The organism is Shewanella sp. SM95, assembly GCF_025653595.1.
In the GTDB taxonomy this organism is placed as follows: domain Bacteria; phylum Pseudomonadota; class Gammaproteobacteria; order Enterobacterales; family Shewanellaceae; genus Shewanella; species Shewanella oncorhynchi.
The window spans coordinates 112,976-138,660 of record NZ_JAKKSE010000001.1 but is presented as its reverse complement, the minus strand read 5'-3'; the positions used below and the strand labels follow the sequence as shown (position 1 = coordinate 138,660).

The 25,685-nt window shown below is 44.9% G+C and carries 21 protein-coding genes and 1 other annotated feature; of the genes, 11 read left to right on the top strand and 10 right to left on the bottom strand.

Annotation, left to right across the window (positions count from 1 at the left end; all coding sequences use genetic code 11):
- Positions 1-106: 106 nt before the first annotated feature.
- Positions 107-673: a DsrE family protein gene (locus L5M29_RS00610; protein ID WP_263165662.1), complete on the bottom strand. Its 567-nt coding sequence runs from the start codon at positions 671-673 to the stop codon at positions 107-109.
- 63 nt (positions 674-736) lie between these two features.
- Here L5M29_RS00610 and L5M29_RS00605 point away from each other — a divergent pair, with 63 nt between their 5' ends.
- The 5 genes from L5M29_RS00605 to L5M29_RS00585 all read left to right on the top strand — a co-directional run bounded on the left by L5M29_RS00605 (position 737) and on the right by L5M29_RS00585 (position 4,386).
- Positions 737-2,242 carry a carboxypeptidase M32 gene (locus L5M29_RS00605; protein ID WP_263165660.1) on the top strand — a complete coding sequence of 502 codons (1,506 nt, stop codon included), beginning with the start codon at positions 737-739 and terminating at the stop codon, positions 2,240-2,242.
- 443 nt (positions 2,243-2,685) lie between these two features.
- On the top strand, positions 2,686-3,183 hold the full coding sequence (locus tag L5M29_RS00600) for a GNAT family N-acetyltransferase (protein WP_263165658.1): 498 nt from the start codon (positions 2,686-2,688) through the stop codon (positions 3,181-3,183).
- On the top strand, positions 3,180-3,530 hold the full coding sequence (locus L5M29_RS00595) for a DMT family protein (protein ID WP_006082592.1): 351 nt from the start codon (positions 3,180-3,182) through the stop codon (positions 3,528-3,530). Before L5M29_RS00600 ends, L5M29_RS00595 begins: the two co-directional genes overlap by 4 nt.
- A gap of 29 nt (positions 3,531-3,559) precedes the next feature.
- The gene (locus L5M29_RS00590) at positions 3,560-3,817 is read left to right on the top strand and encodes a DUF2960 domain-containing protein (RefSeq protein ID WP_006082593.1); all 258 of its coding nucleotides are present in this window, start codon (positions 3,560-3,562) and stop codon (positions 3,815-3,817) included.
- Between the two features lie 59 nt (positions 3,818-3,876).
- Entirely contained in the window at positions 3,877-4,386 is a 510-nt protein-coding gene (locus tag L5M29_RS00585) for an RDD family protein (RefSeq protein WP_131523600.1), read from the top strand.
- A 120-nt stretch (positions 4,387-4,506) separates the two neighbouring features.
- On the opposite strand, the gene lptG is transcribed toward L5M29_RS00585, so the two are convergent.
- Both lptG and lptF read right to left on the bottom strand, forming a co-directional pair.
- Positions 4,507-5,565 carry an LPS export ABC transporter permease LptG gene (gene lptG / locus L5M29_RS00580; protein WP_105251819.1) on the bottom strand — a complete coding sequence of 353 codons (1,059 nt, stop codon included), beginning with the start codon at positions 5,563-5,565 and terminating at the stop codon, positions 4,507-4,509.
- Positions 5,562-6,674 carry an LPS export ABC transporter permease LptF gene (gene lptF, locus L5M29_RS00575; RefSeq protein ID WP_113939369.1) on the bottom strand — a complete coding sequence of 371 codons (1,113 nt, stop codon included), beginning with the start codon at positions 6,672-6,674 and terminating at the stop codon, positions 5,562-5,564. Before lptF ends, lptG begins: the two co-directional genes overlap by 4 nt.
- A 243-nt stretch (positions 6,675-6,917) precedes the next feature.
- Between lptF and pepA the strand changes: the two genes are divergently transcribed.
- From pepA to L5M29_RS00555, 4 genes are all read left to right on the top strand, one after another.
- Positions 6,918-8,426: a leucyl aminopeptidase gene (pepA, locus tag L5M29_RS00570; protein ID WP_006082597.1), complete on the top strand. Its 1,509-nt coding sequence runs from the start codon at positions 6,918-6,920 to the stop codon at positions 8,424-8,426.
- Positions 8,427-8,769: 343 nt separating this feature from the next.
- Positions 8,770-9,273, top strand: a complete 504-nt coding sequence (locus L5M29_RS00565) for a DNA polymerase III subunit chi (protein ID WP_131523599.1) — start codon at positions 8,770-8,772, stop codon at positions 9,271-9,273.
- A gap of 20 nt (positions 9,274-9,293) precedes the next feature.
- Complete coding sequence (locus tag L5M29_RS00560; protein WP_263165657.1) at positions 9,294-12,170, top strand: valine--tRNA ligase; 2,877 nt, start codon at positions 9,294-9,296, stop codon at positions 12,168-12,170.
- Positions 12,171-12,498: 328 nt separating this feature from the next.
- Positions 12,499-12,948: a c-type cytochrome gene (locus tag L5M29_RS00555; RefSeq protein ID WP_006080801.1), complete on the top strand. Its 450-nt coding sequence runs from the start codon at positions 12,499-12,501 to the stop codon at positions 12,946-12,948.
- 74 nt (positions 12,949-13,022) lie between these two features.
- On the opposite strand, the gene L5M29_RS00550 is transcribed toward L5M29_RS00555, so the two are convergent.
- Entirely contained in the window at positions 13,023-13,715 is a 693-nt protein-coding gene (locus L5M29_RS00550) for a cytochrome b/b6 domain-containing protein (RefSeq protein ID WP_263165654.1), read from the bottom strand.
- Positions 13,716-14,014: 299 nt separating this feature from the next.
- On the opposite strand from L5M29_RS00550, the gene hpf reads away from it, so the two are divergent.
- Both hpf and L5M29_RS00540 read left to right on the top strand, forming a co-directional pair.
- Complete coding sequence (gene hpf / locus L5M29_RS00545; protein ID WP_105249847.1) at positions 14,015-14,371, top strand: ribosome hibernation-promoting factor, HPF/YfiA family; 357 nt, start codon at positions 14,015-14,017, stop codon at positions 14,369-14,371.
- Between the two features lie 1,599 nt (positions 14,372-15,970).
- Positions 15,971-16,087 (top strand) — a sequence feature (Phe leader region).
- A gap of 41 nt (positions 16,088-16,128) precedes the next feature.
- Complete coding sequence (locus tag L5M29_RS00540) at positions 16,129-18,123, top strand: chorismate mutase (RefSeq protein WP_113940694.1); 1,995 nt, start codon at positions 16,129-16,131, stop codon at positions 18,121-18,123.
- Positions 18,124-18,297: 174 nt separating this feature from the next.
- Here the strand turns inward: L5M29_RS00540 and L5M29_RS00535 are convergent, their stop codons facing one another.
- The 6 genes from L5M29_RS00535 to L5M29_RS00510 all read right to left on the bottom strand — a co-directional run bounded on the left by L5M29_RS00535 (position 18,298) and on the right by L5M29_RS00510 (position 25,517).
- Positions 18,298-19,593 carry a cation:proton antiporter gene (locus L5M29_RS00535; RefSeq protein WP_263165651.1) on the bottom strand — a complete coding sequence of 432 codons (1,296 nt, stop codon included), beginning with the start codon at positions 19,591-19,593 and terminating at the stop codon, positions 18,298-18,300.
- 43 nt (positions 19,594-19,636) lie between these two features.
- Positions 19,637-19,972 carry a hypothetical protein gene (locus L5M29_RS00530; protein ID WP_105249849.1) on the bottom strand — a complete coding sequence of 112 codons (336 nt, stop codon included), beginning with the start codon at positions 19,970-19,972 and terminating at the stop codon, positions 19,637-19,639.
- 156 nt (positions 19,973-20,128) lie between these two features.
- A complete protein-coding gene (locus L5M29_RS00525; protein ID WP_263165648.1) occupies positions 20,129-21,304 on the bottom strand; it encodes a hybrid-cluster NAD(P)-dependent oxidoreductase in 1,176 nt (391 codons plus the stop codon).
- A gap of 74 nt (positions 21,305-21,378) precedes the next feature.
- Entirely contained in the window at positions 21,379-23,043 is a 1,665-nt protein-coding gene (hcp, locus tag L5M29_RS00520) for a hydroxylamine reductase (RefSeq protein WP_263165645.1), read from the bottom strand.
- A gap of 215 nt (positions 23,044-23,258) precedes the next feature.
- A complete protein-coding gene (gene tyrA / locus L5M29_RS00515) occupies positions 23,259-24,398 on the bottom strand; it encodes a bifunctional chorismate mutase/prephenate dehydrogenase (RefSeq protein WP_028760808.1) in 1,140 nt (379 codons plus the stop codon).
- 27 nt (positions 24,399-24,425) lie between these two features.
- Positions 24,426-25,517, bottom strand: coding sequence for a 3-deoxy-7-phosphoheptulonate synthase (locus L5M29_RS00510; RefSeq protein WP_263165643.1), 1,092 nt, complete (start codon positions 25,515-25,517; stop codon positions 24,426-24,428).
- Positions 25,518-25,685: the final 168 nt, after the last annotated feature.

Below are 25,685 nucleotides of genomic sequence, written 5' to 3'. Positions count from 1 at the left end.
AGTCATCTCCTTGAACAATACAGCATTCCATTTATTTCACTGTAATTATCGACTTAACCACAACAGAATAGCAAGGCAAGCCTTATTTCCAAACTAAAAATTTACCCTAAAATGGATTTTCACTGTAACCCTGCTGCGCCAAAATAGCGTGGGCTGTCATCGCCGATAATGCCATATCAACACCAGGTAATAATGAGGTATTGGTTAAATCAAAATAAGCGGCGCTCTGTCCGCAGATATAAAACTTCACGCCGTGATCAACTAGAGCCTTAACCAAAGCGCGATTAGCGTTTACGGCACCTGAATGCTGCTTGGCATAAAAAACATCATCAGCTAAATCGCTGATGCCGCCACCGTGCACCACCATAGCCAGTTCGATATCTGTTTCTTTAACGCCTGCCGCCACATGCATGTTGATAAAACGCGCTAAACTTTCGAGCTGACGATTCGTCTTGCCCACATCGGCCGCCTTACTCATATCAAAAGCCACTTTAAACTTCATGCCCTTAGGAATGGGCATCATGCTATCGACTTTAGCAATCTGACCAAACTCAGGAATAGCAGGCCCAGCCACAAATTTATCGACACCCGCCTGCGCCGTCGAAGCGATAGCGGCGAGGGTCAGGCACAGCGCAGCCTTAAGCGTTTTAGTGCTATATGATTTTGACTTCATTGTATTATCATCCTGTTATTGTTATTTATTCGCGCAGGTTTTATGCGCCAGAAGGGAAATCCCATGGGCACACCTAAGACTAAAGTACCAACGCCAAGTTACGACAAACTGACGGCACATTTCCAGAAAATTTCTCACTTTGAACATTTCAGCGCTTTGGGTGACTGGGATCAAGCGGCCATGATGCCGATGGGCGGTGGTCAAGATCGCGGTGATGCTATGGCAGAACTGGCGCTGCATATCCACGGTCTCAAAACCTCAGCCGCCTTAGCCGAGCACTTACACGGCGCGGCGGACGAATCTCTCTCAACAGAGCAAGAAGCCAATCTGCGGGAAATACTGTACCAGTATCAACAGGCCAACTTAGTGCCCGGCGACCTAGTACAAGCCAAAACCAAGATGGCTTATCAATGCGAGAATGCGTGGCGCGAGCAGCGTAAAAATAATGATTGGCAGGGCTTTAAGCCCAATCTAAAAGCGGTCATCGACCTTGCCAAGGAAGAAGCGCAGATCCGCGGCGAAGCGCAAAATATCACGCCCTATGATGCCCTGCTCAATAAATTTGAACCGGGAATGACCACGGCAAAGCTAGAACAAACCTTTGGCGGCCTGAAAGATTGGCTACCGACACTCATCCAAGAAGTGCTGGCTAAGCAGGCAAACGAGCCTAAGCTTGTGCTCAATGGCCCCTTCGATATCAGCGCGCAGCAAGCCCTTGGCCGTGACGTCATGGCGTTTTTGGGGTTTGACTTTAATCACGGCAGGCTGGATATGAGTAGCCATCCATTTTGTGGCGGCGTGCCAAGCGATGTGCGGATAACAACTCGCTACAATGAGGCCGATTTTAGCAGTGCTATCATGGGCATAGTTCATGAAACAGGCCATGCCAGATACGAGCAAGGTTTACCTCAAGCGTGGCGCGGTCAACCCGCTGGGCTTGCACGTTCTATGGGCATCCACGAAAGCCAAAGTCTATTTTGCGAAATGCAGCTTGGAGCAAATCCGGCATTTTTGCGTCAGTTGCAGCCCAAAATCGCGCAGCATCTTAACTGTCATTTCAGAGCCCAAGAATTAGCACAACATTATACCCGCGTAAATCCCGGACTTATTCGCGTCGACGCCGATGAAGTCACCTATCCTTGCCACATTTTGCTGCGGTTTGAGGCGGAAAAAGCCTTTGTCGACGGCAGCTTAACCGTAGAGGATTTGCCTGATTTTTGGTCGACGCAGATGCAACAACTACTGGGGATCAATACTGATGGCAATTACCGCGACGGTTGCATGCAGGACATCCATTGGGCTGTCGGTGAGCTAGGGTATTTCCCAAGTTACACCTTAGGTGCCATGTATGCCGCTCAATGTCGTTTTGCGATGGAAAAAGCCTTAGGACCGATTGAAGCCCTAATCGATGCAGGCAAGTTGGACTCGGTATTCCAATGGCTGCGCGAGCACATTTGGTCAAAGGGATCCTTGCTCACGACCGATGAACTGATCCGCCAAGCAACGGGCGAAACCTTAAATGGTCAATATCTTGAGCGTCACCTGCGTCAACGATATCTGGGCATTTAACCGCTGCGAACGCTTATACCCAAGCTACCTGAAGAGTCGAGTTTCAGAGCGCCTAGGGTGCATCAATTCAAGGCGCATCAATGACAGAATGTCGGCCACCTTTTGAATTGATGCAACACGGAAGTGAAGTGCCCTAGGCGCTCCGTCCCGGCGGGTTTTAACGCACTTTATGCTGCGTTGGTTATTTTTAACTTAGCCCGCTAGGTCTGCAAATAACCGCCTTGCCTAAAGTGCGTTAAACTCCCGCTGAATCCTGCATCTTCAGGTTGTTTGGGTATACAAGCGCTGAAAGCTCAGTTTATACGGGTTTTAAAGCGCTTTATATTGCCGCTGAAGCCTGCATTTTGAAGCCGCTTGAGGTTATAATGCCGAGCTTATTTGAATCAGGACTCTTTCAACGGAGTTCCTTCAACAGGACTTTTGAAACAGGATAATTGTCGGCCATGTTACTGCGAGCAATCACCCCACAGGATTGGGACGCCATTTTAGCAATCCAAGATGAGTGTTACTCACAACTGGACCCTGAGCCATTGCACGTGCTGCAAAGTAAATGGCAGGTATCGCCACAGTCCTGTTTTGTGTTCGAAGTGAATGGCTCAGTTGTCGGTTATTGCTTGGCTCACCCTTGGACCACCAATATGCCGCCAGCGCTCTATCAGCCCATTACCCATTTACCTAAGGCTGATACTTTATATCTGCACGATATTGCGCTTTCAGCCAAAGCCCAAGGTTTAGGCGCAGGTGCTAAGGCGCTCACTCGCTTAACACTGCTGGCGGATCGTTATAATCTCAATTCCTTGTCCCTTGTTGCCGTTCAAGGCGCCGACAGTTATTGGCTAAAAATGGGCTTTAAACCTCAGGCCATAGACAAGTGCCTTGGCAGCTATACTAACGATGCTATGTATATGATTTATAAATTTAATCATAGAGATGAAAAATGAATCCAACCCTAACCACTATCGGTTTACTTTGCTTAAGTAATATTTTTATGACCTTTGCTTGGTACGGGCATTTGAAAACGCTAGGCTCAAAACCTTGGATTATTGCGGCCTTAGTGAGCTGGGGTATCGCCCTATTTGAATACTTGCTGCAAGTGCCTGCTAACCGTATCGGCTACACAGTAATGAATGTCGGCCAGTTAAAAATTTTACAAGAAGTCATCACCTTAAGTTTGTTTGTCCCCTTTGCCTATTTCTATATGAAAGAACCATTGAAGCTCGATTATCTGTGGGCAGGACTGTGCATCTTAGGTGCTGTGTATTTTATTTTTAGAAGTGAATTTAATTAATTTCAGACTTATTTCAGGAGAGCTCCCCCATGGCCCGTCAAGTCACTTATACCTTCAAAGGTAAGACGAAAACTATCGCCTTTAGCTACGACAAACACCATGATTTATATGAAGCTGTGGCCGAAGCCGAAGGCATAGATCTGACCAAATTTTTGGCTATGGAACAACAAGTCGCCATGACATCTCGTAAAGGTGCCAAGGCTGAAAAGGAATTCAGGAAAGTAGAGTTTGCCCGCTTTGGTTTTAGCAATATCCACTTTGTCAGAGATGAAGAACCTGAAGCCTAGGCTAATGTATTAATTGTTTTTTGTATTAGCTGTAAGCACTTCAATAACAGGACACTGTAATGCTCAATACCGAACATGCTAATTTCCCCCGCGCAGGATTCTTCCGCCGCCTAGGCGCTGCAATTTACGATTCGATGTTAGCCGTGGCCGTCTATATGGTTGCGGGCGCAATGGGCTTTGGGATTTTCTACGGCCTCACCGCTTCAGGACTGGCTGGCATGAATGGCTTTGAACATGTCTCAGATGCACTCAATGGCACGCCAGTTTATCAGGGAATTTATCAACTCTGGCTTGCCTTGTGTGTCGGCACTTTCTACGCATTATTCTGGAGTAAGGGCGGTCAAACCTTAGGGATGCGCGCTTGGCGGCTTAAAATTCAACATCCTAATGGCCAAAACTTAAGTCTAATCACTGCCTACGCTCGCATCATTTGGTCACTGCTCGGCATTGGCAATTTATGGATTTTAATCAATGATGATAAGCGCGCACTGCAGGATATGATGACTCGCTCAGAGGTGGTCGTACTGTCTAAAGAAGCCAACCAAATGCGTAACTGGCATGGGGCATAAGTTTATTCTTAAGTAAATCCGAAATACAAAAAACGACGCAAAAGCGTCGTTTTTTATGGGCTATTTTTATGGACTATTCTTAATTGACGGAATCCGGAGTAAGGAGTAATAAGCTGCGTATCATCGCCGGATAAAGTAGAAGGCAACGCCAGTAAACAACAAGCTTGGCGCAACAGCCCCCACATAAGCAGGTAGCTCATACACTATACTCATGGGGCCAAAAATCTCATTACTGATATAAAAGCTAAAACCTGCTACGACCCCAAGTAATACGCGCGCACCCATAGTCACAGTCCGCAGCGGACCAAATACAAACGACAGTGCCACTAACATCATCACTGCGACCGTCACGGGTTGCATCACCTTGCGCCATAAAGCAAGCTCATAACGGCTGGGATCTTGACTGTTAGTTTTAAGGTAATCAAGATAACCGACCAGACCACGTATAGATAACGCCTCGGGTTTAATCGAAACCACACTGAGCTTATCTGGCGTTAAACTCGACTGCCATTGGTCTTCTTCAAGATACTCAAGCACGACTTTTTCATAGCTTAAATCAGTACGTTTAACGTCAAATAAACGCCAGCGATCTTGGGAAAATACCGCTCGGTCTGCGTGAACTACGTTGGTGAGCTTAAGTTCGCTATTGAATTTATAAAGCGTGATATTGCTGAGTTTATTGATGTTTTCAACTTCACCAATATTAACGAACAAATCACCATCCTTTGCCCAAATTCCACGGTGGGACTTAATTAAACTCCCACCAGAGAGTTTAACAGCTTGTAACTCATTCGCTTTTTGCTCAGCAATCGGTGCGCCCCACTCCCCTAAAACCATCACCAATAACATCAAAGGCACAGCAGTTTTCATCGCCGACATAGTGATCTGTAAACGTGACATGCCAGAAGCTTGCATCACCACAAGTTCGGAATTTGATGCCAACATTCCCATACCAATCAAAGCGCCTAGCAAGACGGCCATAGGGAAAAACATTTCAATATCCCGTGGCACTAAAAATAAAACATAGATGCCAGCATCCATCATGCTGTAGGTGCCACGGCCAACTAAACGCAGCTGATCAACCCATTTGATGATGCCCGACAAACCAGTCAACACCAGCAAACAAAGCGCTGAAGTGCTTAACAATATTCTGGCGATATAAAGGTCTAATATCTTCATGCTGCCACCTTCTTATTGGCAAACAAGGACGATATACGACTGAAAATAGGCCTATCTTTACCGAGCAAGAATAACCCCATCAAGAGCGCAGAAACATGGATCCACCACATACCTAAATACAATGGAATAATCCCATCTTGCAATGCCTTACGTCCCGCGACCATTAGCCCAAAATAGCCAAGGTACAAAAGTACTGCTGGGAACATCTTAGCGAACTTACCTTGGCGCACATTCACCCGCGCCAACGGCACAGCAATCAGGGTCATAATTGGAATCGCGAGCGGGATAGCAAGACGCCAGTGGAATTCAGCAGCGGCTTCAGCACCTTCAATTTTAACGAGTTCATCAACGGGCAGTGCAGATAACTTTCGGCGACGCTCATCAACTTGCTGCTCTTTAATTTGCATTTTATAACCACCAAATTCGATCATTTGGTAGTCCTTCGCCTTCGGGCTGCCTTGATAACGCACACCGTCATTCAAGTTCAATTGTTGAGCACCTGAACTATCTTCCTGTACTCGTCCACCTTTAGCCACCACGACATTGGTCACGCCAGTTTCATCATCAGGATCAGGTAACTGGGCTACAAACACTTTATCTAACTCGTTATCTTTACCAATACGCTCAACAAATAATACCGCGCGACCATTGGGACTCGCCTGAAAACGCCCTTGGATTAAGGCGGCAAGACCCGCTTCGGACTGGGCTTTTTCGAGCACTTGGTTTTGCTGTTCTTCTGCCCAAGGGGCTACATAAAGGGATAAATAGCCAGTAAACAGCATATTGATCACGGCGAGGATCAGCGTTACGCGGGTGACATACCACTCACTGACCCCAACACCGTGGAGAATGACCATTTCATTTTCGGAATACATACGGCCGTGGGCCAGTAAAATACCCAAGAACAAACTTAACGGCAGCACTAAGATCACCAGATAAGGCAAGTTAAGCCCAATCAGAGTCATGATTAAAGAGGCGGGAAAATCGCCGTCGGAGGCATCGGCCAGTATACGCACGAAATGCTGGCTAATAAAAATAGTTAACAGCACTAAAAGTACCGCAATTTGTGCCTTTAAAACTTCTCGAATAAGGTATTTAAATACAATCACAGGCAGGATCCGGTCTCTAAACTTATCTTTTTGCTGGTAACAGACTAACTTTCATGTAAACTGTTTACTTTTGATAGTTTTCTGACCAGCTTCAGGGGTTCTAGGTAAACTTAACGTCACGAAATGCGTGACTCAAGCGCCGAGAATAAATCACCTTTGGAGTAATAACTTAGGCCCTTTTCGGGACAAGCAGACATTATCCAATAAATATAAAAATTTGTCTTTAAGAATCTAGGAGTGCTCATGGAGTTTAGCGTAAAGAGCGGTAGCCCCGAAAAACAACGCTCAGCCTGTATCGTGGTCGGTGTTTATGAACCCCGTCGTCTGTCGGGTATCGCGGAGCAATTAGATAAAATTAGCGAAGGTTATATCAGTAACCTACTGCGTCGCGGCGATCTGGAAGGTAAACCTGGCCAGATGTTATTGCTGCACCATGTTCCTAACGTATTGAGTGAACGTGTATTATTAGTGGGTTGTGGCAAAGAACGAGAATTAGACGAACGCCAATACAAACAAATCATCACTAAAACAATCAACACCCTTAACGAAACGGGTTCAATGGAAGCGGTTTGCTTCTTAACTGAACTGCACGTGAAAGGACGCGATACGTATTGGAAAGTACGTCAAGCGGTTGAAACCACTAATAGCAGTCTTTATAGCTTTGATGCCTTGAAGACCCGCAAAGGTGAAACTCGCCGTCCATTGCGTAAATTAGTGTTCAATGTCCCGACTCGCCGTGAATTAACCTTAGGTGAGCGCGCCATCGAGCATGGTATGGCAGTATCTGCTGGTATGCATTTATGTCGCGATGTAGCCAACATGCCACCGAACATCTGTAATCCAGCCTATTTAGCTTCTCAAGCTCGCCAAATGGCTGAAATACACGACACTCTGCATGTCACCACTATTGGTGAAGAGCAAATGGCCAAACTGGGCATGAACTCATACCTTGCAGTCGGTCGCGCCAGTGCCAACGAATCCATCATGACTGTGATGGAATACAAGGGCGCTGTCGATAGCACAGAAAAACCCATCGTATTAGTCGGTAAAGGGTTAACCTTCGACTCGGGTGGCATTTCATTGAAGCCTGGCGAAGCCATGGACGAAATGAAGTACGACATGGGTGGCGCAGCGGGTGTTATCGGCACTATGAAAGCCATCTGTGATATGAAGTTACCTATCAACGTTGTGGGTATTCTGGCTGGCTGTGAAAACATGCCATCGGGTAATGCTTACCGTCCAGGTGACATTCTGACCACTATGTCAGGCCAAACCGTTGAAGTGTTAAATACCGATGCAGAAGGCCGTTTAGTCCTATGTGACGTATTAACCTATGTTGAGCGTTTCGATCCTGAATTGGTTATCGATACTGCAACCCTGACTGGCGCGTGTGTGATTGCCCTTGGTAAACACGCATCGGGTCTGTTCTCATCGCATAACCCTCTGGCACACGAGCTATTAAGTGCTGGTGAGCAAAGTGGTGACCGCGCATGGCGCATGCCATTGTGGGATGAGTATCAAGATATGCTCGACAGCCCATTTGCTGACATGACCAACTTAGGTGGCCGTCCTGCTGGAGCTATCACAGCAGCATGTTTCCTTTCGCGCTTTGCTAAAAAGTACAACTGGGCTCACTTAGACGTTGCAGGCACAGCTTGGAATAGCGGTGCTAACAAAGGTTCTACGGGCCGTCCAGTGCCACTATTGACTCAGTTCCTGATCAATCGTGCTGGCGTCGAACTCGGCGAATAACCAACTATCCGGCCTTAGTGTGTTAAAGGCTCGATAAATGAAAGGCGAAGATGAAAATCTTCGCCTTTTTTATTTTCTTAATTTAATCAGAAAATCGATTTCCTGAATAAATTAAGAAAATAAAAAAACTGAACAACTAATGGTTTTAGAATCATTTTTCAAAGAGTTATAGTTCTACCCTCTGCATCTCCAACGGTTTGAAAGCATCCCATTAAGTCCCGCCAGACAGTGATAGATAAAACCTCACCGTAAGGTTTGCCCTAAGCATTAACCCATACTGACTTTTAGTGTAAACTGCTGCTTTCGTTCGCCACTAAAACAAGTGAAGCAAGGCATTGAAATCATGACTCAAGTGCTGTTTTATCTTATGCCGCCAGTGGCATCGCCTGCCAAAGCCAAGGCTGATTCACCTGTTGAAACCGCGAATGCGAACCCTGCACTTTGCGAGATGCATCTTCTGGCATGCCAACTGGCGCAACAGGCTTTTGTGAAGCAACAATGGGTCTATATCCATTGCCAAGATAAACAGCAAGCCCATGCAATTGATGAACTTTTATGGCAGTTTGAGCCAAGTGCTTTTGTGCCCCATAACCTCAAAGGTGAGGGCCCGATGACGGGATCGCCGGTAGAAATTGGTTTTGATCGCCTCGGCGCCAACAAAAGTCGCCAAGTTCTGATTAATCTTGCAGACCAAGCGCCCCCATTTGCGGTAAACTTTGGCCACATTATCGATTTTGTTGCCAATGACGATCAGCATAAAGCGGTCGCTCGCGAACGTTATCGACAGTATCGCGGCTTAGGGGTCAATTTACAGACCCAAGACTTAGCAACACATCCACTTAATTAGTTTGAGACAGACACGTTCCCATGGAAAAAACATACGATCCGCAGTCCATCGAGCAAACGCTTTACCAAAACTGGGAAGAGCAAGGTTACTTCAAGCCACACGGCGATGAATCCAAAGGCAATTATTGCATTATGATCCCGCCACCTAACGTGACGGGCAGCTTGCACATGGGCCACGCCTTCCAAGACACCATTATGGATACCTTAACCCGTTACCAACGGATGAAAGGCAAAAATACCCTATGGCAAGTCGGTACTGACCATGCGGGTATCGCCACCCAAATGTTGGTTGAGCGTAAGCTTGAAGCCGAAGAAGGCAAAAATCGCCATGACCTAGGTCGCGATGCCTTTATGGATAAAGTGTGGGAATGGAAAGCGCAATCGGGCGGCACTATCACTAAGCAGCTACGTCGTATGGGCGCTTCTGTTGATTGGGACCGCGAGCGTTTCACTATGGACGAAGGCTTGTCCAAGGCCGTGCAAGAAGTGTTTGTACGTCTGTACGAAGACGAGTTGATTTATCGCGGTAAGCGTTTGGTCAACTGGGATCCAAAGCTGCACACGGCTATCTCTGATTTAGAAGTGGAAAGCAAAGAAAAACAGGGCCACATGTGGCATCTGCGTTATCCACTGGCCGACGGTGAACTGACAGCCGATGGTAAAGACTATTTAGAAGTCGCTACCACGCGCCCAGAAACCATGCTCGGCGACAGTGCGGTTGCAGTGCATCCCGATGATGAACGCTATCAAGCGCTGGTCGGTAAGTTTATTCTGTTGCCGATTGTTAACCGCCGCATTCCTATCGTGGCCGACGATTACGTCGACATGGCCTTTGGTACTGGCTGCGTGAAGATCACCCCAGCCCATGACTTTAACGACTATGAAGTCGGTAAACGTCACAACCTACCCATGTTCAACGTGCTGACCTTAGATGCCGCCATTCGCGTGAGCGCCGAAGTGGTAAACTCTGACGGCACCTTTAACAACACCCTCAATGGCAGCTTACCAGAACGCTTTGCCGGACTTGATCGTTTTAAAGCGCGCGATGCTATCGTCGCTGAATTTGAAACCTTAGGCCTGCTCGAAAAAATCGCGCCACACGCCTTAAAAGTTCCTTATGGCGATCGCTCAGGTGTGGTTATCGAACCGATGCTAACCGACCAATGGTATGTGGCTGTTGCGCCAATGGCGAAAACCGCTATCGAAGCCGTTGAAAATGGCAGCATCAAATTTGTGCCACAGCAGTATGAAAACATGTACTTCTCGTGGATGCGTGACATTCAAGACTGGTGTATTTCGCGTCAATTGTGGTGGGGTCACCGCATCCCTGCATGGTACGACGAAAATGGCAAAGTCTATGTCGGCCGCAACGAAGCCGAAGTGCGTGCTAAGCACAATATCAGCGACTCAATGACATTACGCCAAGACGAAGACGTACTGGACACTTGGTTCAGCTCTGCCCTGTGGACTTTCTCGACTTTAGGTTGGCCTGATAATTTAGAAGATTTAAAAACCTTCCACCCAACCGACGTGTTGGTGACAGGTTTTGACATCATTTTCTTCTGGGTTGCCCGTATGATCATGATGACCATGCACTTCATCAAAGATGAAGACGGCAAGCCACAAGTCCCGTTCAAAACCGTCTACGTAACCGGTCTTATCCGCGATGAAGCGGGTAACAAGATGTCAAAATCTAAGGGCAACGTACTCGATCCATTAGACATGATCGACGGTATCGGCCTTGAAGATTTAGTTGAAAAACGTACCGGTAATATGATGCAGCCACAACTGGCCGCCAAGATTGAAAAGAGCACTCGCAAAGAGTTTGCCGACGGTATCGAAGCCCACGGCACAGATGCACTGCGCTTTACGCTTGCGGCAATGGCATCAACGGGTCGTGACATCAACTGGGATATGAAGCGCTTAGACGGTTACCGTAGCTTCTGTAACAAGTTATGGAACGCCTCACGCTACGTGCTGATGAACACAGAAGATCAAGATTGCGGCCCTGGCTCACCAGAGCACAAAGGTGGCGAGATGGAGCTGTCGTTAGCCGATCGCTGGATTATTGGCTTGTTCAATCAAACCGTTAAGACCTTTGACGATCACATGACGAACTATCGTTTCGACTTAGCGGCCAATACCCTGTATGAGTTCACTTGGAACCAGTTCTGTGACTGGTACTTAGAGTTAACTAAACCGGTATTGCAAAACGGCAGCGAAGCGCAAATGCGCGGCACCCGTCACACCTTAGTGACAGTGCTCGAAGCGATGCAACGCCTGATGCACCCTATGATGCCGTATATCACTGAAACCATTTGGCAGCGCGTTAAACCGTTAGCCGGTGTCACAGGTGATACCATCATGCTGGCACCGTTCCCAACATTTGATGCCGCTAAAGTCGATAGCGCAGCAATGGCCGATTTAGAATGGGTTAAGCAAGTAATCGTCGCGGTGCGTAACATTCGCGCCGAACTGAACATTGCCCCATCTAAGCCGCTAAATGCCCTACTTCGTGGTGTTAGCGCGCAGGATAAAGCCCGTGTAGAAGCAAACCAAACCTTCTTCACTACGCTTGCCCGCTTAGAAAGCATGACCATTTTAGCCGATGGCGAAACTGCGCCTATGTCGACCACAGGTTTGATTGGCGAAATGGAGCTGCTGATCCCTATGGCAGGCTTAATCGATGTCGCCGCCGAAATGGCCCGTATCGACAAACAGCTTGAAAAACTCGGCCAAGAGATCGCTCGTATCGAAGGCAAATTGTCGAACCAAGGTTTTGTGGCAAAAGCTCCAGCCGACGTTATCGACAAAGAGCGCGCTAAGATGACCGATCTCAAGCGTGACATGGACAAGCTCAACGAACAAAAATCAGAATTCGCTAAGTTAGAAGCTTAAGCTTCTCATTTACTCTGATTCACTTGTTATGATTGGTTCTAACTGAATGAAGGGCAGCCACTAGGCGCCCTTCTTGTATCTATGTTAAATACAAAAATTAGTCGCTTACTGTTAAATTCATATATAGCCAAATCTTTCTTAGACAATGACTGGCTTAACACTAAAACCATCTAGATTAGTGTTGTTGTTAAACCGACATCAATTTTCATACAAATAACTTGTTACGTTTAGTCATCTTATCCAGACAAAAATGCTTCTAGTACATCAAGTTAATTTGTGTACAATAGAAGCGCAATGTCACACTTCGACGCTAATTTGTGAGAATACGATGAAAAAATTACTACTTACTCTCGTTGCCAGTACTCTATTGGCTTCAGCTGCACAGGCACACAATTTCGAAGATTCTAAAGATGCGATTGAATACCGCCAATCTGCATTTGGTCTTATTGCTTATAACTTCGGCGATATGGCTGCCATGATGAAAGGCAAAAAACCTTTCGAAGCGGAAACCTTCGCAATGCGCGCAACGAATGTTGCTGCATTATCCAAAATTCCTTTCGAAGGTTTTATTGATGGCTCAGACAAAGGCGACACTGAAGCCTTAGCCAAAGTTTGGCAGGACAGAGCTGATTTCGATGCAAAAATGAAAACTTTCCAAGAGAATGCCGCCATTCTTGCTACTGTTGCTCAAAAAGGTGATCAAGCTGAAATCAAGCAAGCCTTTATGAATACAGGAAAAAGCTGTAAAGGTTGTCACGACGTTTATAAGAAAGACTAGTCTATTTAGTTTTTCGTCCATCAAAAAGCCTGCTAATTAGCAGGCTTTTTGTTACTCAAACACTCAACGTAAAACTATAGCACTTGCACTATCGGCCACATTAAATACACAAAGACCACTGCCGCTAATACAGCCAGCAGCACTAAGGCAAGCCACTCTGACTTGAATGTAAGATCACGATTCACGCTTGATGACAGTGTCACCTTAGAGACCTTCTTGTAGCCACTGAGCATAGCACCAACTAACTTATCGCCCTTGATGGCATGGATAACCACTGCCAGTACATGAATGGCACTCAGCGCTAGGATAAGGTTAAAGTTCATCTTATGTAGCCAAGTCAAAAATCCACTGGTATCTGAACTGACATAGCTATAGAGCGGACCTTCGGTAAAAATATCATCGGTCGCAAAAAGGCCTGTGACTAATTGCAAGCTAATGATCCCAATCAGTGCGACAACCATGTAGCCACCAATAGGATTGTGCCCCAGCACAACGGACATTCCCTTAGTTTTGATTGCTTTCAAGTAGTCGAGCACAACCTTAGGGTGATGAACAAAATGGCTAAACCTTGCCGTATCGCTACCAATGATCCCCCAAAGGATCCTAAATCCAATGAGGATCAGCAAACTATAAGCAAAAATTTGATGCCACTGCATTTCGCCAGCGTCAGCACTCCACCATAGAAGCGCCAACAGACACAGCATGCCCCAATGGAAAATTCGCGTGGGTAAATCCCAGACCTTAATCTTAACGTGTTCAGTATTCATAAAATGGGCAAACTCAAAGTGAACGAATGAAATAAGTTGAGGTATTTTATCGGGATTTGAGATGAAACTTAAAGTAAATATAAGTAAATAAGGGCAAAGACTGCGGAGTTATCCCATCGAATATGACCCGATTTAGCAGGCAATACAAGGCTTTTTGGCCAGGAATTATTGATATTTGTCTAAGTGATCAAATATCCAACGAACAGTAACTAACCGGCACAGAAATGTGATCTACATCTCGTTTTATAGTACAGACCTTGGTAATCTGAAATCCAAGGAAACAACAGAAGGTTCGAAATATGCTAAAGATTACTAGCAAGCAACTTGAAGTCACATCTCCTATTCGCGAACGTATTGAAAGCCGTTTCGAAAAACTTTCAAGGCATGATGTGCAAATGATAAATCCCCATGTAATCATTACGGAGGAGAAACCTGGTTTCAAAATTGAAGCATCGGTTGGCATCCCAAATGGAGAACTCTTCGCTCAAGCAAAACATGAAAATTTATATACTGCGATTAACGCTATGGGCCAAAAATTAGAGAAGCAGCTCAATCGCATAACACACAAACCTGAAGCTCAACGCTCCACATCACTAACACCGACTAATAATGTTGTTGAAATTGACGACGAGTACGAGGAGGAAGATGCGGCATAATTTAAATCTAGTGAGTGCGAGAAACGCATCACTTTGAGAGCAATAAAGTAGAAATATTTAATCAGATCACAGTTTTTACAAAAGCTTAGTGCAATCATTTTAATGATGAAAAAAACAGTTCTTTTGACTAAATACCTACTACACTTTACAAAGTGACAGCAAGAATCGAAGTGGTGCGGATTTAAATCGTTTCAAATGTTGATTTACTTTAAATTTTGATTTACAAATATTGATTAACAGATCTTAAGTTCTAAGTAACGTTACTGGATATAACTAAGGAGCACTACTAATCTAAGCTATATAGTTTTAAGTACTAAGGTTTACTGTTAATGATTAATTTTACTTATAATTTCTACGTTTAAAAGTTCAATTTTTATTTTCAGCTAGGTTCCACTTTCAATAGCAAGTTTGGAAAGGAGGCAACACAAGAGCGAACAATTTGATTTTAGAAACAATCAAGTATGTTGGCATTCACTAAAAGCAGTACTCAATTTTGACCCAATATCAGGATGACCACCAGAAACAGGCGGCATTGCTGAATACCAGAGTTAACATAAGGAGCCGAATACAGCGCAACGAGTACATTAGCAAAACCTTTAACTATCAAATTTTTTATATCCACAATGGAGGCCTAGGTAAACATAAACAAAAGTCACATTAACAAAAGCTACATGAATAAAAGCGTTTATTGTAAAACGGGTCAGCACCAATACGTGCTAAACACTGAGATAAATGAGGTAACAACTGTCACGTTTAGTTAGATGTAGATTAGTTTGAAGAGAGTAATATTTACACAGATATGTTAGTTAGCGTTTTTAGCGTGTGATTTAATGTAAGTGCAATACGTTGGTTTGATTAAAAGTCATTAGTTTACTTAGTGTTATTTGTATAGTAAAAACTGTAAATCGTATAAATGTTTATTTATGTAATGTGTTAACGTTTACCATTAGTTGAGTTTTGATATTTATAGACACCTTAAATAATGTTTACTTATCAATTAAAAAGGAGGGAATCTAGACTTGACGAAAATTGTAATAACAGTAAATGAGAGCTTTTTATACGTTCCATGTATTAACATGTTAGGTTTTAAAGTAAAAAGTAATAATGTAAGTAGCAAGACCTAAACGCGTGACAAGGCTAAGCTGTTCTTACAGCAAAATGTACCTAGTACAACCAATGAGCCGTAAATCGTTTATTTTTAAATGTTCGTTTTGTTAGTGTTAGTTTTTAATGTTATAGCTCCATGCAAGTGTTAATTGTTAAAATATAAGTGCAAGACATGTCAACGTAAGTTCGCTGGTACTGCAAACTGCATAGTTTCAAGGTTATACGCTATGCCGCATAAAGTACTTGTTAATGTTCATTGTAAATGCAAGTCGTTATCTAGTGAGTTGTCAACGTTTTACTGTTACACGTAAATGTAAGATAAACGAATGTGTTACCTTGTCCCACACTGACCATAAGGAGGATAAACTCGCTTGACCATATACATACTTGAACCAAACCAGCGCACCCTCGGGTGCGCTTTCTTTTTAGATTACCTTTAAGAAAGTTTTGATTGACAGCTAAGTCCTAGCCCTTTAGTTTTAAGACTATGAAAATGATAACAGCAGCTTTTTTTACTTTCTTTTTTACACCCCCACTCTAGGAGGCGGATTTACTGTGTAAAAACGAAAGTAAAAATCCAAAGCCTCCCAACTGGGAGGCTTTTTTGTCTTAAACGATTGATAAAATACATGGCGGCAATTGAGGTCAGAATGCATACACCACAGCCTTTAAATCAAACCCGAGAGCAGATCACCCATCTGGATAATGAACTGCTGGCATTACTCGCAGAGCGCCGTCGCTTAAGTTTAGAAGTAGCCCGTAGCAAAGAAGTGGATGTCAGACCCATCAGAGATACTCAAAGGGAAAAAGAACTGCTCGCTCGACTTGTGAAAGAAGGCAGAGAGAAAGGATTAGATGCCCACTATGTTATCTCCCTTTACCAGAGCATCATTGAAGATTCAGTATTGAATCAACAAGCTTACCTTCACGGCCGCGCCAATCCAGAGACACAAAAACAACAGTATTGTATCGCTTACCTCGGTGCTAGAGGTTCATACTCTTATCTCGCAGCTACACGCTATTGCCAACGTCGCCAAGTTGAAATGCTGGACTTAGGTTGCCAAAGTTTCGATGAAATAGTGCAAGCCGTTGAGTCTGGACATGCTGATTATGGTTTCCTGCCGATTGAGAACACATCTTCAGGTTCAATCAACGAAGTCTACGACGTGCTACAGCATACCAGTCTGTCGATTGTTGGCGAAACGACGATTGAAGTCAGCCATTGCCTACTAGGAAAAGCTGGCAGTAAATTAGCTGATATCAAAACTGTCTATGCCCACCCTCAGCCTATTAGCCAATGCAGCAGATATTTAACTCAACACAAAGACTTGAGACTGGAATACTGCTCAAGCAGCGCAGAAGCAATGGAAAAGGTAAACCAAAGTCCAGATAACAGTGCAGCAGCGATTGGCAGCGCCGAAGGTGGTGCACTCTATCAACTTGAGTCCATAGAAGCAGGTTTAGCGAATCAGAAGATCAACCAAAGTCGCTTTATCGTTGTTGCGCGCAAAGCCGTTGCCGTACCAGAGCAGTTACCCGCTAAGACTACATTGATCATGGCGACGGGCCAAAAAGCCGGTGCTTTAGTGGAAGCCTTACTTGTTCTAAAAGCGCATCAGTTAAACATGAGTAAATTAGAGTCACGCCCGATTCCAGGAACTCCTTGGGAAGAGATGTTCTATTTGGATATCGACGCGAATATCTCCAGTGAATCTATGCAGGCAGGTTTAAAGCAACTAGAGCGGATCACCCGTTTTATCAAAGTATTAGGCTGTTATCCTTGTGAAACAGTCAAGCCCACACAGCTGAGCAACAGCCAGCTACTGATTGAGCCCAGCACCTCTAAGGATCAAGTCATCAGCGAAAATGGTACTAATGCCAGTCCAGTTCGATATAGCAAAGCCTATAAAGAGCAAGCCAGTGAAATTAACTGCGGCGCAATGACAATCGGTGCAGGGCATGTCTGTGCCATAGCCCAAATCACACTGAATAATGACATTTCACATTTAGCATTATCGGCTTTCGAGCAGCAAGTGAAGCAGCTTAAAGAAGCGGGATTCCAAGCCGTTTTGCTCAGCGCTGTTAATCAACTGACTATGGCAGAAGTTACTCTCGCTAAACTACGCCAAATCCTGCATCAATATGGCCTAGTGTGCATTATTGCCATAGCGCAAGAAGCTGATATGCCATTAGCAGTCCAGCACGCCGATATGTTATTCCTCGCAGGCAAGCAGATGTTTAACCAAACTTTACTGACTCAAGCTGGAACCCTACCGATACCATTAATACTTGAGCGTAACGATATGGCAAGTTTTGAAGAATTACTCACGGCAACAGAAGTCATTTTAAGCCAAGGCAATCAGCAACTGGTTCTGTGTGACTCAGGCATTAGAACCTTAAATAACGCCAATCTACCTTCACTCGATTTAGCGAGTCTGATCCAGATTAAAGCCACGAGCCATTTGCCGATTTTAATCAACCCAAGTTATGCCGTATCAGATGATGCCCTATTGGTTCAAACACAAGGAATTAAACAGCTTAAAGTGGATGGATTGATACTCAATTGTCCACTATCTAGCAGTGATGACCATGAGTCGCTTAACTTAATAAGCGCTGTGGTACGGGAATTATATCGGGCGAACTAAAGCTTTGATCTTGAGTGATTTAATTTAAAGTGAAATGTGGTTAGTTCGAAGTGTGTTAAGGGATAAATAAGACATCTTTTATCCCTAATTGACTCAGACAAGCCTGCTAGCCAGTGTGATGACTAGCAGGCTTAATATTGTTTAGTATTGCAGCGCAGCGAGCTTTTATGCATTTTAAGAAGAGCCAACAGCACTCGATGGTTCAGTAACGGCATTACTCCTACGGATAAGCCCTGTCATAGTAGAGCCCTGCACTAGAATCGAAAATACGACGACGGCATAGGTCATCACTAACAACAACTCCCGCAGCTCCACACCACCAATAGCATCTATGACGATACCCTCTGGCAAACTCATCGCCATAGCGAGGGCTAATCCTCCCCTTAAGCCACCCCAAATCAAAATCGTCTCTGCATAGGGGTTGTATGACTTAAACAATCGAAAGCCTAAATAAGGTAATAACACACTCATTGCACGCGCCAACAAGACTATTGGTATAGCCACAAACATAAACCACCATAATGGCGCTTTGAAAGTGACTAACAAAAGTAATAAACCAAGCAATAGGAAGAGTAAGGCATTAAAGAAGGATTCAATCAGCGACCAAAAAGTAAATAGTTTCACTCGCTCGTTGCGAGCAAAAAACTTAGGCACACTGAAATTTCCTATGATGATCCCCGCACTCACCATAGCTAAAGGACCTGAAACACCAAGCACATCCGCCATGACATATCCCGCGGTTGGGATCAGCAGGGTAACCAGCATTAATTGCGTTTCTTCCTCGCAGTAGTGGAAAAAATGATGCAATAAAAAGCCAAGTACGCCACCGTAAATAACCCCACCTACCGCCTCACGAATAAATAACTCAGAGATATGGATAAACGTCAGAGGCTCGGTGGAGAAAGCCAATTGCGATATTGCCACAAAAATCACTAACCCTATGCCATCGTTAAATAAAGATTCTCCTTCTACTTGAATCGCAATATCTTCCGGCGCCCCCATTTTCTTTAAAATAGCCAAAACAGCGATAGGATCGGTGGGCGAAATCAAGGCGCCGAACAGTAAGCAGTGGCTGAATTCTAGCGGGAGACCTAGCATAGGCGCGAACCAAAATAACAGCTCACCTATAATAAATGTCGACAATAAGGTGCTTATAAAAGCAAGGATTAGGATCTCCCACTTTTGATGCCTCAGTATTTTTAAGCGGATTTGTAATGCGCCGGCAAAGAGTAAAAAACCGAGCATGCCATTGAGCAGTAAAGCTTGAAAATCGAGTTTCTCTAAGCCAGAGACAAAATACACATAAACGTCCCCACCTAAAGCCTTTCCCCCAAGGAGCAACAACAAACTCATTCCTAGGGCAATAGCAGTAATGGCCACAGTTTCCTGCAGTTTATGGACGCGAGAGGAGATAACCGAAGTCACTAGCGCCAATGCGCAGAGGACACACAGAATTTGGTAGCTGGACATAAGAGCCTCTAAAAATCATCAATTTAGAGACTCTAGCACAAGTTTAGATTTCTAAACCATCCAATAGACTTAACCACCCTTTAATGATCCTGTGGCAAAACCAAATGATCCCAAAGAGATAAATCGAAAGACTGAGCCAAGTCAGTGGAACGCAATAGCCGAGCACTAGTAAGCCAAGAAAGGCGAGATTAGAATGCCGTTGCCAACGTAAATGCGACGCCAATAATGGATTACCATGGAATTGGCGTTGGGAAACATTAATGAACAAACTTAGCAGCACAGGAAGTAATAATAAGGGAAAACCCGACATCAAGGCGTACAACAAATGTCCCAGAGTACGGTCTTCAATTTTTGCGGCATAAGTGGTTGTCATTGTCATTGAGAGACTCCAGCCAGACTAATAGACTGGGCGCAAACATCATACGCCCTTGTCATTAACCTTACGTTCTCACTGAGATAAGCGCAACTAAGGATTAGAAATATTTCCATCCATTTAAAAATAAGTCACAAGTAAATGACGCTAATTAGCAGCACGTTAAAGTTTAAGTGTCACGTCGGATGCTAATTTTGTGGAGCAAGCGAGTACAAAACCGGCTTCAATTTCTGCAGTAGTCAGTGTCATCACGCTTGTCGATACCGTTTCGCCCTCCAAGACTTGACACTTACACGCGCCGCAAACGCCCGAACGACAGGCCGCAATAATCGGCAACCCTTCCGCCTCAATTCCCTCCAGCAGACTTTGTCCTTGATTTAGCGTCGTGCTTCGATCGCCAATAGACAAGGCGAAAGCCACTTCTGGTGGGTTTTCACTCGTTCCATCTGACGAGTTTGCTTGCATAAGCTGACTACGGGCAACTTTCTCGGCCGTGGCAAAACTCTCATGGTATAACCGACTCATATCAAAATTGAGTTCGACCAATAAGGCTTTTACCGCTTGCATATAAGGTTCTGGACCACAAAGGTAGATAGTACGCTCTGCAAAATCAGGTACTAAGGTTTGTAGCATCTGTGCACTTAACCGCCCGAAATCGAATGCTATCTTTGGTGAACACCCCAGTGTTTCAGTGACAGTCTCAAGTACGTAGCTGAGCTTAAATGCATTAAAACGGTTGGCCATAGTCGCCAATGATGACTTAAAAATAATATCATTCTCTGATCGCGCACTGTGCACAAAGGCAATATCGGCATCAATTTGTGTATCAGTCAGATAACGCGACATAGAGTACATGGGGGTAATACCGCAACCAGCACTCAAAAAAAGGTATTTCTGCGCCGTTATAGCTAACAAATTAGCATCTAACTTTTCAGTCTCTGGCTGTTTATGGCTTAGCCGAGCAATATCAAACAGATTAAATTGCCCCGCGGGCGGCAGCACTCGTACACTCTGGCCGAGTAATAGATTGTCGATAAGATATTTAGATACGAGTCCACCCGCAACACGCTTAATCGTCACCATCAAGGAATAGGGCCTAGATGGCGATGATGACAAGGTATAACTGCGGCACACTTGCTCGCCATTAATCTCAAGCACAAAGGTCATAAACTGACCGGGTTTATAGTCAAACTTCATCGGCTCGCCCGCTTGAAAACGAAAACTCACGACATCCGAGGTTTCATTCCAGCGTTCGACGCACACTAATTGATTAACACTTCCGGGTTTATGGGGCGAAACCGATAATGCCCGCGCTCCCGCTATCACACTCATGTTCATAGCATTTACCCACAAAACACTGCGGCCTCAGTAAACAAGCCAAAACCGCAGTTCAGCAACAATTCTTGGTTGATTTAAGCCACGTTTAACATATTTTTTAAATCGGCTTCGACTGTCGTGGTATTACGCAAGCCAAACTTATCTTCCAAAACTTTAGCTAAATTGGCCGTCAGGAATGCAGGTGGCGTCGGGCCTGTTCGAATATTTTTAACGCCAAGTGACAACAGCGTCAGCAGTACTACAATGGCTTTTTGCTCAAACCAAGAAAGCACTAAGCTCAGAGGTAATTCATTGATATCACATTCAAACACTTCAGCTAATGCAATCGCTAACTGAATCGCTGAATAGGCATCGTTACATTGGCCCACATCGAGCAAACGTGGAATACCGTTAATGTCACCAAATTCGAGCTTATTGAATTTGTACTTACCACAGCCTAGCGTCAGGATTATTGAATCCTTAGGTGTGGATTTAGCAAGTTCAGTGAAGTAGCTTCTGTCGGCTTTGTCGCCATCGCAACCGCCAACAAGGAAGAAATGCTTAATCGCACCACTCTTCACATTTTCAACCACGGCGGGCGCTGCGGCCATCAAGGCATTACGGGCAAAACCAATAGTGATAGTGTGTGGGATTTCATCATAGATAAAGCCTTCTAAGGCTAACGCTTTATCAATGACAGCCGAGAAATCATCTCCTTCGATATGCACCACACCAGGCCAGCCCACTATGCTGCGAGTAAAGATACGATCACTATAACTACCCACATTTGGATCGATAATACAGTTAGATGTCATCACCACAGCGCCAGGGAAATTGGCAAATTCTTGCTGTTGATTCTGCCAAGCACTGCCGTAATTTCCGACAAGATGTGCATATTTTTTAAAGGCTGGATACGCCAGTGCAGGAAGCATTTCACCGTGGGTAAACACATTGATACCCTTGCCTACAGTCTGCTCGAGAATAAGCTCTAAATCCTTCATGTCATGGCCAGAGACTAGTATGGCTTTGCCCTTAACTGACTTAGTGTTGACCACAGTTGGCTCAGGATGACCAAAGGCCTGAGTTTCACCCGCATCCAGCATTGCCATTATGCGGTAGTTCAACTGACCTATGTCCATAGCCGTAGTAAACAGCTTATCGCCATCTACACTCGGCTCACCTAAGAAAGACATGATTTCATGGAAGCGCCCTGCCACATCAGCATCAGTCTGCCCCAACACGCGAGCATGCTCCATATAAGCAGCCGCGCCCTTAAGGCCATATAAACACAATAACCTCAATCCCATGATGTCTTCATGAACTTCATGCTTATCTTTATTCAGCAGTGCAATCGGTGCCTGCGCTAGCATTTCAATCTTACTTGTCCCCAGCACTAACTGAGCGACTTGCGGCACTTGCTCAGCAGCAATACCGGCTTGTTCACAAGCCGCTTCGTAAGAAGCTTTTAACTGAGCACGATACTTAGCCGCCTGCTGGGTATAGGCCATAATGCGCTCATCATCGAAGTTGACGTTGGTGAGGGTCGCGAAAAAGGCTTTAGGCACAAAACTATCAATTTCAGCATCGATAATGCCCAGCTCGCGAGCTTTAACCGCATATACAGACACGCCTTGTAGCATGTAAATCAGCAAGTCTTGCAGATCGGACGTTGCCGCCAACTTGCCACACATACCTTGGGAATAACTACAACCATTGCCAGCGGGTGTACGAATGGTTTGCTCACACTGAATACAGAACATGGATAGACTCCTAATTTAAATTCATGCTTTATTTTTGCATGTTTAAAACTAGTCTACCTAAACGTGCCATAAGCGACAGTCATTTCTAAAGTGAGATGCTAAATGTTAGAGAAAGATCACCTTAAGCAATTGCTAATTAATACAATGTGACCTGTTAAAATCCATAAAAAAACGCCCATCAATGATGGGCGTTTTAAAGGGTAACTGTTTATTTATTAATTGGTTTTCATATCATTAACCGATTGCAGCATAATACGACTTTCGCGCTGGAATTGAGGTGCAAAATCCCCAAACCATTTGGCGACACTTTGGAACTGCTTAATAAACTCGTTCCTGTCACCCCGTTTTAGTAGCTCTAACGCTTCACGGTAGTTATCTAAATAATCACCAATAGCATGCTGGCTATCTTGCTGGGCAAAAATAATATCGGCGTAAAGCTCTGGGCTTTGGGCGAATAAGCGCCCTACCATAGCTAATTCTAATCGGTAAATCGGCGAGCTAAATTGCAGTAAAGTATCAATATCGGCCTCTTCCTTACACAGATTCAAACCATACACAAAGGTCGAGAAGTGACGCATTGCCTGCACTAGCTGCATCGCATTGTCGTGACGCTCAGGTTCTGCTTCGACAATCCGAGCTCCCCAAATGGCGATCTGCTCAAGTAACCACTGGTATTTTTCCGGCGAGCGACCATGACACACCACCACGACTTGCTTCGCCAGACTGCCCACATCAGGACCAAACATAGGATGAAAACCAACGACGGGACCAGAATGCGCCTCAAGCATGGCTTTAACTGGCTCAGTCTTGATGGAGGTTAAATCCGCCAGAATGCAGTCGGCTGGTAATTGGGTCAGCTTTTCACGAATAAGCTCACAGGTAATCGCAATAGGCACTGTCACTAACACCATGCCAGCATCGGCAAATAAGCTATCCGCTTGCTGCCAATCGTCTTTATCGAGCAAATTCACTTGGTAGCCGGATAAAGTCAGCATTTGTGAAAATAGTCCACCGAGTTGCCCTTTACCGCCGACAATCACCACTGAGCCAAGATCTTTTTTAACTTGCTTAAAACCAACATCTTTTTCATTGAGGTAAGACTCACGCATCAAGCGACGCAAAATATCTTCGATCAACTGCGGCTCGATTCCCATAGTTTTTGCTTCTTCACGGCGTTTAGCCAGCATGGCTGCTTCACGCTGAGGTGCATAAATAGGTAAACCGGCGCCGTGTTTCACCGTGCCCACTTGCGCAACGAGATCCAAGCGCTTACGCAGTAAGTGCAGTAATTGCTGATCAACACCATCAATCAGGCCGCGAAGGTGTTCTAATTCGGCCGTTGTTTTTTCATTCATACCTGAGTCCATTAAGCTGTAACCAATTTAAGCGTTAGCTACTTTAAGCATATCGAAACGCGTTGGAAGTATTGAAGATAACTTCGCTGCACCTTCCCGTAAAATGGTTTCTGTTTTTTCCCAATTAATACAAGAATCTGTTACAGAAACACCGTAAGCTAGCTCGCTTAATGGCCTATCACAACTTTGATTGCCTTCATTTAAATGACTTTCTAGCATGACGCCAATAATCGACTTATTGCCGTTAAAAATCTGCTCGAACACATCTTCACAGACAGGCTTTTGGCGGCTGTAGTCTTTGGATGAATTGCCATGGCTGCAATCGATGATCAAACGTGCATTGAGTTTGGCTTTGTGGAGCTGCATTTCACACTCTGCCACACTCGCCGCATCATAGTTGGGCGTTGCACCACCGCGTAAAATCACATGGCCATCGGGATTACCTGCAGTTTGCAATAATGCGACTTGGCCCTGTTGGTTTATGCCCATAAATCTGTGGCTACTGGCCGCCGATTTTAGCGCATTAATCGCTACATCGAGCTTACCATCGGTGCCATTTTTAAAGCCCACCGGCATAGAAAGACCCGATGCCATTTCCCTATGAGTCTGCGATTCAGTGGTGCGAGCGCCAATGGCAGACCAAGTGACAAGCTCAGAAATGTACTGAGGACTGATAGGATCGAGTGCTTCGGTGGCAACAGGCAGTCCTAACTCGGCCAACCAAATCATTAGCTCACGGGCCATTTTCAGGCCTTTTTCGACATCGAAGGATTCATCCATATCGGGATCGTTGATCATGCCCTTCCAACCTACCGTGGTACGCGGCTTTTCAAAGTACACTCGCATTAAGATGTAAAACTCATCACTGAGTTCATCGTGCAGGGTTTTAAGCCTTAAAGCGTATTCCTTAGCAGCGGCGATATCATGGATGGAGCAAGGACCAGTGACAATCAATACTCGATTGTCGCGCTTATGAACAATATCAGCCACGGTTTTGCGAGCATTGAGGATATAGCGATAAGCATGCTCAGAGAGTGGCAAGGCATTTTTAAGCTCTTGCGGCGTGATTAAGACTTTCTCTGAACTGATGTGTACGTTGTTAATCGTATCTTGTTGCATGCTTACCACCTAAGACTTAGTGTTTAACCCAGTTGTCGAAGCAGGACTTCAAGTCAGCTTGGGCATTCATTTCGGATATAAAATAGCGTAAATCCATCGCAATGTACTTTTGTAATGCTACACCATTACAATCGGGCGACCACTATGCCTGTTCATTCTCTTTAGATC

Bases quoted from the DNA above. Each gene is read 5' to 3' on its own strand.
- L5M29_RS00610 (WP_263165662.1), bottom strand. From the start codon at position 673: ATGAAGTCAAAATCATATAGCACTAAAACGCTTAAGGCTGCGCTGTGC.
- L5M29_RS00605 (WP_263165660.1), top strand. From the start codon at position 737: ATGGGCACACCTAAGACTAAAGTACCAACGCCAAGTTACGACAAACTG.
- L5M29_RS00600 (WP_263165658.1), top strand. From the start codon at position 2,686: ATGTTACTGCGAGCAATCACCCCACAGGATTGGGACGCCATTTTAGCA.
- L5M29_RS00595 (WP_006082592.1), top strand. From the start codon at position 3,180: ATGAATCCAACCCTAACCACTATCGGTTTACTTTGCTTAAGTAATATT.
- L5M29_RS00590 (WP_006082593.1), top strand. From the start codon at position 3,560: ATGGCCCGTCAAGTCACTTATACCTTCAAAGGTAAGACGAAAACTATC.
- L5M29_RS00585 (WP_131523600.1), top strand. From the start codon at position 3,877: ATGCTCAATACCGAACATGCTAATTTCCCCCGCGCAGGATTCTTCCGC.
- lptG (WP_105251819.1), bottom strand. From the start codon at position 5,565: ATGAAGATATTAGACCTTTATATCGCCAGAATATTGTTAAGCACTTCA.
- pepA (WP_006082597.1), top strand. From the start codon at position 6,918: ATGGAGTTTAGCGTAAAGAGCGGTAGCCCCGAAAAACAACGCTCAGCC.
- L5M29_RS00565 (WP_131523599.1), top strand. From the start codon at position 8,770: ATGACTCAAGTGCTGTTTTATCTTATGCCGCCAGTGGCATCGCCTGCC.
- L5M29_RS00560 (WP_263165657.1), top strand. From the start codon at position 9,294: ATGGAAAAAACATACGATCCGCAGTCCATCGAGCAAACGCTTTACCAA.
- L5M29_RS00555 (WP_006080801.1), top strand. From the start codon at position 12,499: ATGAAAAAATTACTACTTACTCTCGTTGCCAGTACTCTATTGGCTTCA.
- L5M29_RS00550 (WP_263165654.1), bottom strand. From the start codon at position 13,715: ATGAATACTGAACACGTTAAGATTAAGGTCTGGGATTTACCCACGCGA.
- hpf (WP_105249847.1), top strand. From the start codon at position 14,015: ATGCTAAAGATTACTAGCAAGCAACTTGAAGTCACATCTCCTATTCGC.
- L5M29_RS00540 (WP_113940694.1), top strand. From the start codon at position 16,129: ATGCATACACCACAGCCTTTAAATCAAACCCGAGAGCAGATCACCCAT.
- L5M29_RS00535 (WP_263165651.1), bottom strand. From the start codon at position 19,593: ATGTCCAGCTACCAAATTCTGTGTGTCCTCTGCGCATTGGCGCTAGTG.
- L5M29_RS00530 (WP_105249849.1), bottom strand. From the start codon at position 19,972: ATGACAATGACAACCACTTATGCCGCAAAAATTGAAGACCGTACTCTG.
- L5M29_RS00525 (WP_263165648.1), bottom strand. From the start codon at position 21,304: ATGAACATGAGTGTGATAGCGGGAGCGCGGGCATTATCGGTTTCGCCC.
- hcp (WP_263165645.1), bottom strand. From the start codon at position 23,043: ATGTTCTGTATTCAGTGTGAGCAAACCATTCGTACACCCGCTGGCAAT.
- tyrA (WP_028760808.1), bottom strand. From the start codon at position 24,398: ATGAATGAAAAAACAACGGCCGAATTAGAACACCTTCGCGGCCTGATT.
- L5M29_RS00510 (WP_263165643.1), bottom strand. From the start codon at position 25,517: ATGCAACAAGATACGATTAACAACGTACACATCAGTTCAGAGAAAGTC.